The sequence below is a fragment of the Cupriavidus sp. 2SB genome (assembly GCF_005503625.1).
Lineage (GTDB): Bacteria > Pseudomonadota > Gammaproteobacteria > Burkholderiales > Burkholderiaceae > Cupriavidus.
In genome coordinates this window covers 36,413-43,952 of record NZ_SCMX01000058.1, presented here as the reverse complement: position 1 = coordinate 43,952, position 7,540 = coordinate 36,413, and the positions used below count along the sequence as shown (strand labels likewise).

At 57.4% G+C, this 7,540-nt stretch carries 7 protein-coding genes; 6 read left to right on the top strand and 1 reads right to left on the bottom strand.

Annotation, left to right across the window (positions count from 1 at the left end):
• The first annotated feature begins 1,201 nt into the window (after positions 1 to 1,201).
• Both FFS21_RS23105 and FFS21_RS23100 read left to right on the top strand, forming a co-directional pair.
• Positions 1,202 to 2,131, top strand: coding sequence for an MBL fold metallo-hydrolase (locus FFS21_RS23105; RefSeq protein WP_249359585.1), 930 nt, complete (start codon positions 1,202 to 1,204; stop codon positions 2,129 to 2,131).
• Between the two features lie 933 nt (positions 2,132 to 3,064).
• Positions 3,065 to 3,736 carry a histidine kinase dimerization/phospho-acceptor domain-containing protein gene (locus FFS21_RS23100; protein WP_137927063.1) on the top strand — a complete coding sequence of 224 codons (672 nt, stop codon included), beginning with the start codon at positions 3,065 to 3,067 and terminating at the stop codon, positions 3,734 to 3,736.
• Positions 3,737 to 3,866: 130 nt separating this feature from the next.
• On the opposite strand, the gene FFS21_RS23095 is transcribed toward FFS21_RS23100, so the two are convergent.
• Complete coding sequence (locus FFS21_RS23095; RefSeq protein WP_137927062.1) at positions 3,867 to 4,220, bottom strand: hypothetical protein; 354 nt, start codon at positions 4,218 to 4,220, stop codon at positions 3,867 to 3,869.
• Between the two features lie 363 nt (positions 4,221 to 4,583).
• Here FFS21_RS23095 and FFS21_RS23090 point away from each other — a divergent pair, with 363 nt between their 5' ends.
• From FFS21_RS23090 to FFS21_RS23075, 4 genes are all read left to right on the top strand, one after another.
• Positions 4,584 to 5,024: an Hsp20/alpha crystallin family protein gene (locus FFS21_RS23090; RefSeq protein WP_137927061.1), complete on the top strand. Its 441-nt coding sequence runs from the start codon at positions 4,584 to 4,586 to the stop codon at positions 5,022 to 5,024.
• Between the two features lie 15 nt (positions 5,025 to 5,039).
• On the top strand, positions 5,040 to 5,447 hold the full coding sequence (locus FFS21_RS23085) for an Hsp20/alpha crystallin family protein (protein ID WP_137927060.1): 408 nt from the start codon (positions 5,040 to 5,042) through the stop codon (positions 5,445 to 5,447).
• Positions 5,448 to 5,530: 83 nt separating this feature from the next.
• Positions 5,531 to 5,914 (top strand): hypothetical protein, encoded by a 384-nt coding sequence (locus FFS21_RS23080; protein ID WP_137927059.1) that lies wholly within the window; start codon positions 5,531 to 5,533, stop codon positions 5,912 to 5,914.
• A gap of 834 nt (positions 5,915 to 6,748) precedes the next feature.
• Positions 6,749 to 7,522: a carbon-nitrogen hydrolase family protein gene (locus tag FFS21_RS23075; RefSeq protein ID WP_137927058.1), complete on the top strand. Its 774-nt coding sequence runs from the start codon at positions 6,749 to 6,751 to the stop codon at positions 7,520 to 7,522.
• Positions 7,523 to 7,540: the final 18 nt, after the last annotated feature.

Here is a 7,540-nt window from a genome sequence, read left to right as displayed (position 1 = left end):
CGCCACGTCCATCAGCGTTGCCCGACGGCACGCAACATTGGTGATGGACGGTGCCGCAGCCGACCATCAATTACCGTGCTCGCGCATCCATCGAATCTCGTGCTCACGCACACAGCGATCGCTGCGCACTGTTGTCACCCGGCTTCAGGGCTCGTCGGCCAGCCAGGTCGGTCCATCTGGAATTCGGGCCCAACCTAGCTTACCTCTATTGACGGTCATAACAGAGCTTTCGGTCGCACTGCGGTCAGCGAGCCCAGTCCGGAGCCTGACTACCTTCGATTCGAAGTGCGGCTCGCGAACTCGGATGGGCGCTCCGCATTTGCTGACGAGAATTTTGGTATGGACATCCATCGCGTATCTCTTTGGCATAAGCGGTACGCAGCAGTGCTAGTGTGAGGCTAGGCACCGCATTCGTGGACTGGTTTCGAGTTCAGTGAGGGCTGCATCCAGCGCACTTCGCTCGATCATTCCCAAGTATCGGCTTCGTTTGGTCACAACAAGAGGTGCGCAAAGGCAGTCCGTACCGCGAGACCACAATAGCCGCCTGATTTCGTGCTTGGAGGAATCGTGAGCAACTATGATCGGCGCAATTGAGACGAAGCAAAGGCAGCTTTCACGCCCGATCGTTTGAGCAATTGAGTTGCGGTAACAGGGCAGTGAGACTGTGTCGACGATCGAGCTGCGGATAATTAGTCCCACTGGAGCGTCACTGTATAAGACGGTCAGTGCCGAGGCCTCGGAATATCTCTCAAAAAGCTGCAAGGCGTCACCAAAGCACTGCGTGTGACACAACGCGGGTATCGAGCGCAACAATGTGAGCAACGTAAATGATGCATGCGAGCGCATCTCGCCCAATCGCTTATCGGTCATTGAAAGTCTGGTTTTCCGAGGCATGTCGTTGTTGTGATGCTTTCAAATACGCGTGTAGCGATAAACCTAATCGCCACCCACCTGAATGTCAGTCATTCAAGGGAATGGGTCACTAATGCCAATGGATGGGTCAGCGCTGGCAGCACCGGCCCTCGCTGCAATTCTCGTATCCGATTAGCGACAGGACCAACGGCCTGAACTGTTTCCCTGCGCACACCACAGTGTGTTGCTCAGCGTGGCTACCGCGCAATGACCCGTCTGCGTAAGCTTGCTCTCGCCACCAACGACTGGCCCGGCGAGAAGGTATCGCGTTACGCGAAGTGCGCCGGCAATGCAATTTTCTCAGAATGAGGAGTTGGACATGTGCCTATGCCACGGATCACTCTACCCAGAGCACGATGTGGTTCCTTCGCGCTACGCGACGCGTATCGGCGACATCGAGGTAATGGTAATCAGCGACGGTGCGATACCCGTTCCGGCAAACGTCCTGGGTACCAACATCGACCCGGCCATCCGAGACGCTGCGCTGCGGGGCAGGTTTCTGCCAGACGTGATCGATTGGGGGCTGAATGTCGTCGTGGTTCGCAGTGGCGGTAGGACAATTCTGATCGACGCCGGGATGGGATCGGAGATGCCGGAATCCACGCGAACCGGGCGATTGGCACTCCGATTGAAGTGTGCCGGTATCGCGCCTGGATCGATCACCGACGTGATTGCCACCCACATTCACATGGACCACATCGGCGGCCTGCTCGACGAGCGATTGAGGAGTCAGATGCGTCCCGACCTGCGGATCCACGTGTCGCGCACCGATGTCGAGTTCTTTGAGTCCCCCGATTTTTCCCACAACACGTTTAACGGGATTCAGGACATTATCCGGACAAGTGCGACCAACTTTCTTGACGCGTACAAGAGCGAGTTGCGCCCGTTCGACAAGGAGTACCAAGTTGCACCGGGGGTCGTTGTCACACTCACGGGCGGCCACACGCCTGGCCACAGTGTGGTCCGCGTGGCGTCCGGCGGTGAGCGGCTGACGTTCGCTGGGGACGCCGTAGTTCCCGCGGGAGTCGAAAGCCCCGAATGGGAGAACGCATTCGATCACGAACCTGAAGAGGCAACCCGAGTCAGAGTCCGCCTGCTGCAAGAAGCAGCAGAAACCGGCGAGCTATTCCTGGCCAGCCATCTATCGTTCCCGTCACTGGGCCGCATTGCGGTCGATGGCAACGCCTTTCGGTATGTACCGACAAATTGGGCATATTGAACGTGGCTTCTGCGCCTACCCGTCGGCGCCCCGGTCGCGACGGTTATGTCGCGCCCGGGAGCGCATGACCGTCCGGACGAAACGCGTCAAAGCGCTGATTCCGGACGGCCGAGGGAAAGGAGCCGGTCGGCGCTACCCGACCCTTCTGCCGCCACATCGAGTTTCAGTGGAGCGGACGGACCGGTCTGACCCAAGATGGGTCGTTATCTTCCAAGTTAAGCACCGCGTGCGATCTCCGCTCTGCCCCCAGACCGAAAGGGTGGTAATTGTCAACTGCGAAAGCTCTTTTCGCCCGATGGCACAGGCTGGGCTGCGTTTGCGGAGCAAGCTGGCGCCGCTTTTATCGCGCCATTCGCGGGACCTGCTGAGTTTCACACGAGTTTCAGTCCAAAGCAGCCGACTCCGTTGGGTTGCAACTTACCAAGCTCGTTTGCATGCGCCGAAGTTCACCATGCTTGATCGCTTCCAGAAAGCCGCCCGTAGTATGCCGGCGGCATCAATTGCGCAGAAACCGGCTCTCAAAATCTCGTCAAGCACGCCCTGCGGATCAATACCTGGCATCGCTGTATGAGTGTTCAGTTCGGTGAGTTCTTGGGATACCGGAGCGCCTAGCCACCGAGTTGCAGCGACTGGGCAATCCTGAGGGGTCAGGGCAGCAGGGAGGGATAGCGCTTTGTCGCCGTTCGGACGAGCAAAATATTCATGGAGGGTGTCTGGGGACGTCAGCCGGCGGGGCAGTAGCACGAGAGTCCTCAGAGTGCCGGGCGACGGCAAAGGTCCGCTCCGACGATAAAGAGTGCTATTTGGCCCGGACGCCTTGCCCCAGTCGCGCTTCGCGTGCACGTAAAGTCTCATGAACAGCGTGAAAAGTCTCTCGGGCGCGGTCCCTCGCCGCCTGAGGCGCGGGAGACAGCGGCCCAAACGCACGCCCTCATGTGTGCACGCCGGGGTTCCAACATCAATCAGATGGTGGCGGAATACCGGGCGCTACGCGCAAGTGTGCTGCGTCGCTGGATAGACGACTTCCAACTGATCGCGGCGGACCTGGTCGATCTGATGCGCTTCAACGAAGCGATTGATCAGGCGGTGGCAGAATCGGTCGAGTTCCTCGAGGCCGAGTTAGAGGAATCTCGCAACCTGCTGCTCGGAATGTTGGGCCACGACCTGCGTGGCCCTCTGCATACCATTCAGATGACAGCCACATACCTCACAATGTTGGACGCTGGGGCAGAGGTATCCGAGGCTGCCGACCCGCTCGAACGAAGCAGTGCCAGCATGAATGCCCTTATCAATGATTTGAACGACTTTAATCGGGCAAAGCTTGGCTTGGGTATCGATGACATCACACCGGAAGACACTGACCTGACCCGTGTGATCGGCGACGGCATTGACCAACTGCGAGGTGCGTATCCGGACCATCGGATTGAGCTGGAAATGACTGGCAATCTGGTGGGCGTTTGGGATGACCGTCGTGTTCAACAACTCTTATCCAACCTGGTGATTAATGCGCTGAGGTATGGATCTGCAGACCAACCTGTTCGTGTCGCTGTATCAGGTGACGGAGCAGATGTTGAACTGACCGTTGCCAACAGGGGCCCGCCTTGAGCGGCCGTCTAAGCGACTCATAGTCGCCATGCGGCGGCGTAGAACAGGATGACCAATATCAGAGCAAATTGGCAGCGAGCGGTCTGCAGCGACGTCTTTTCGGCTTGAGCATAAGGGCAAACGCGGAGTCTTACTCTGGTTTAACCACGCGGATTTCGGTCGAAGCCCCCGCGCCGCGTAACAGATCGGTAGCACTAGTGTCCGCATCCCGGGCAATATCGGCGGTGAAATCTGACTGCAAGGGCGATTCGAACCCGTGCACCACGCCATACACATCAAGCGCGCAGAAGCCTTTCTGCAGAACCTCTGCGAGCACCACAGGGGGGGCTATCCCAGGTAACGGCGTGTCCCTGGTCAGCTCGGTAGCACAGACCGTGTAAGGCGCGCCCAGCCAATGGCGAACCAGCAGCGGGCAGTCGATCAGGTCCTTACCGCGGGGCAGGATCAGGGCGCGGCTGCCGCGGCGCAGCAGAACTATGTGCATGGCAAGCAGGGAGCAATTCAGGTCCTTTCATCGTAGCGAGGCAGGACGTCCTTTGCCAGGACTTCCACCTTGCCAGGAAATTGCCTGTTAAGGGGCGACTTTCGACCCCTCTGGGATTTCATGCATACGCAAACTTAGCGAGACCCTCCAAATACTCAGCGCGCCAAGTGATCTTCTGCAGATCCGGTCTTATGTGCTTAATCGTCCTCTTGAAAAGCCGCTGTTCTGTTGCTATTTTTACTTCCGCTCAGGCAGTCGCGACGTCGCGCTGCGTGTTTCTATTTGTTTGCCGTCAGGGAGGCAGGTGAATGGGAGCGCGTAATGCCCCTCACTCCTCACTGCGCTTTTCAGGAGGATACGACCATGGCTGACGCATTCTTCGGGACCGACCTCTTCAGTGACCTCGAACGACTGCAAAAGCAGATGACGGGCCTGTTTGGAGGATTTCCTTCCAGCATCCGCGCCGGACGCTTCGGCGCATTCCCTCCAATTAATGTTGGTGCCACTGACGAATCAATCGAGATCGTTGCGTTTGCACCGGGTATCAAGCAGGAGAATCTCGAAGTTGCTATAGACCGTGGGCTGTTGACCATCAGCGGCGAACGACATGCGGTTTGGCAAGAAGACATGCCGGAGGCAAGACGCTATGCGCAGGAGCGCTTTATCGGCTCTTTCAGAAGAGTCATTGAGCTCCCGGAAGGCGCTGACCCTGACAAGGTTCAGGCCAAATATGCCAACGGTTGCCTCTCAGTCAGTGTAGGTAGGCGGGAGGCGTCCAAGCCGAGAGCGATTACGGTCAAATAAGTGAAGGAGCCTGCCATGAACGACACCACCCAAGTCGCGCACCGCAATGATGGTCCCATGGCCCAACGCCATGAGAACGAGGCCACCCGCACAATGACCTTGGTCCCCGCAGTTGACATCGTGGAAGACAAGAATGGCGTGACGCTGTGGGCCGACCTTCCTGGAGTAAGCCGTGAAAAGCTTCAGGTAAATGTCAACGACGGGACTTTGCATATGGAAGCAGAGGCCGTCGTGCCGATGCCGGCGGATCTGCGGGTTCAGCACGCCGAGATTCGCCAGCCTCATTTTGCGCGGTCGTTTGTCATCAGTGCCGATCTAGACCCCACACAAATCGAAGCCCAGTTAGAGGACGGTGTCCTGAAACTCATCATCCCACGCCGTGACGAGGCGCGTCCAAGACGCATTGAAATCAAAATTTCGTAGGTGCCATGGGAGGCCGGGAGACCCTTCTCAATCTCCCGGCAAAGCGGTGGCTTCCAGAAGCAAGCCCAAGAAAAGAGGCGACTATGGAGTTCGATACAGACTGGATCACGTTAGGTCCTCACCGCATCCGACTTCGGTGTGTTCGTGGGTTTCCGACTGAAAAAATGCGCAGCATCGCTGAGCTCGCCCGCATTGGCGTCGAGCACAACATGAGCGCCGCCGCCCGCGTGCTGGAAGTTGTTGCGGATCGCTCGAATTCGTACTCAATAAATATAGGCACGACTTTTCCAAAGGATAAGGATGTCGTCCCGCATCTGGAACTGGCACTGGCCACAATATTTGGGCTAAAAATGGACCAGATTAGTATAGAGATGACCGTTGTTAGCCAGGCTGAAGTCGACCTTCACTTCGGGGTGTACGAGCGCATGCTTGCGGAAAAAATTGGAATCGTCCCTCTCATACAGTGAATTTAAGCGCGACATTAACGCGAAGAGTCCGGTCTCATACAATATTCGTGACATGTAGGGAAGTTCCTGCGCTTGTGTGGGCTTTGTTCATCGTAGGCCGGAAGTCTCCAGATGTCCGCCCGAGCGTGCGGTTTGGGGAAGGTTCGAATGCTTGGTGTGGGGCTGAGGACGGGGCGGTCGTTCTGGCCGCCCCTAACCGAGTACAGATGCAGGGTGGAGCGCATGCAACGTGCCGCCTCTGCGCCGCCTTCGGGAGTGGCTAGTAGTTGCCAGATTTTGGTTGGGGAACGGCGCCCAGTTGTTGACCAGTCGCCAAAGGCTTGAGTCAAGGTAGGTTTAGCCTTCGAGCAGACGTTTATCCACGAAAATGCAGCCGGCAAGCGACCGCCTGCCGGCCAGGCAGTAAGTCAATTGGCCGAAGCAGTTTTTGTTGGACAGCTCATCTAACCGGTTCGCGTGAGGTTTCGGTTGATTCCTGCCATTAGCAATGAGATGCCATGAATCACTGCATCGCCCGAGGCGGCAGTTGCCGGCGAACCAGACTTATTTGGGGATTTTGCCTGGACTTGATGAGCTCCGACTTCCCGTCGGGTCCGCTACGGGCGTCTACACCAGGTACGAGAAGCGTGTGACTCTCCACATCTCGCGATAGTTGTATGCTTGCCTACGCGTACTCCGAACGCGCGCGGAAGCGCCGCACCCGAGCCGATGGCTGCGATGCCTATGACTATTACCTGTTTCTGTCGCAGCGAGTATGATCGCCGGCTTCGACCTCTCCCCGCGCTGATAAGCGGTCACGAGCGTAGATACTCACGCAGATCAGAAAGAACTTAAATGACCGTATCACGTGTTGCCTTTGTTGAGTGGCCCGAGGGGCTCCTGCCGGATGGAGCAGCGTGGGAGACGATTCGCCGGACCGTGGCTCTTTCTCACGCAGATATCCTTGTCACCAACGAAATGCCCTTCGGGCCGTGGCTAGCCGAGTCACAGAGCTTTGACAAGGATGCCGCCCGTCGCAGTGTCGACTTGCATCATGAGGCGCTGTCCGCGTTAAGTCGCCTCGAAGTCGGTGCAGTCATTTCTTCGCGCCCGATTTTTGTAGGCGAGCGGCTGACCAACGAAGCCTTTGTTGTGGAGGGCGGCGTCGTCCGCCCAATTCATCGCAAGCAATACTTTCCGCAAGAAGAGGGCTGGTACGAGGAAGCGTGGTTTGCACGCGACAGAGACCGGTTTGAGTGCATCCAAGTAGGTCAGCTGAGGGTTGGCGTCTTGTTATGCACGGAGCTTTTTTTCAATGAGAATGCGCGGCATTATGGCAGGCAAGGCGCTGACCTCATTGTTGTGCCGCGAGCTTCTGGCAAAGGAGTAGAGGCCTGGCAGACAGCCACCATGATGGCCGCAATCGTATCTGGCGCGTACGTGGTCAGCTCAAATCGAGCAGGTCACACTCCTGGCGGATTAATGTTCGGTGGGACAGGTCTGGCGAGCACGCCGGATGGACTCCTGATTTCGAGAACGAGTAGTACGGACTCTCTGGTGGTCATCGACGTGGATCTGGAGTGGTCGAGTACACAGAAAGCGGCGTATCCCTGTTATGTCAATGAGTGATGCCCCGGGCATTTTTGA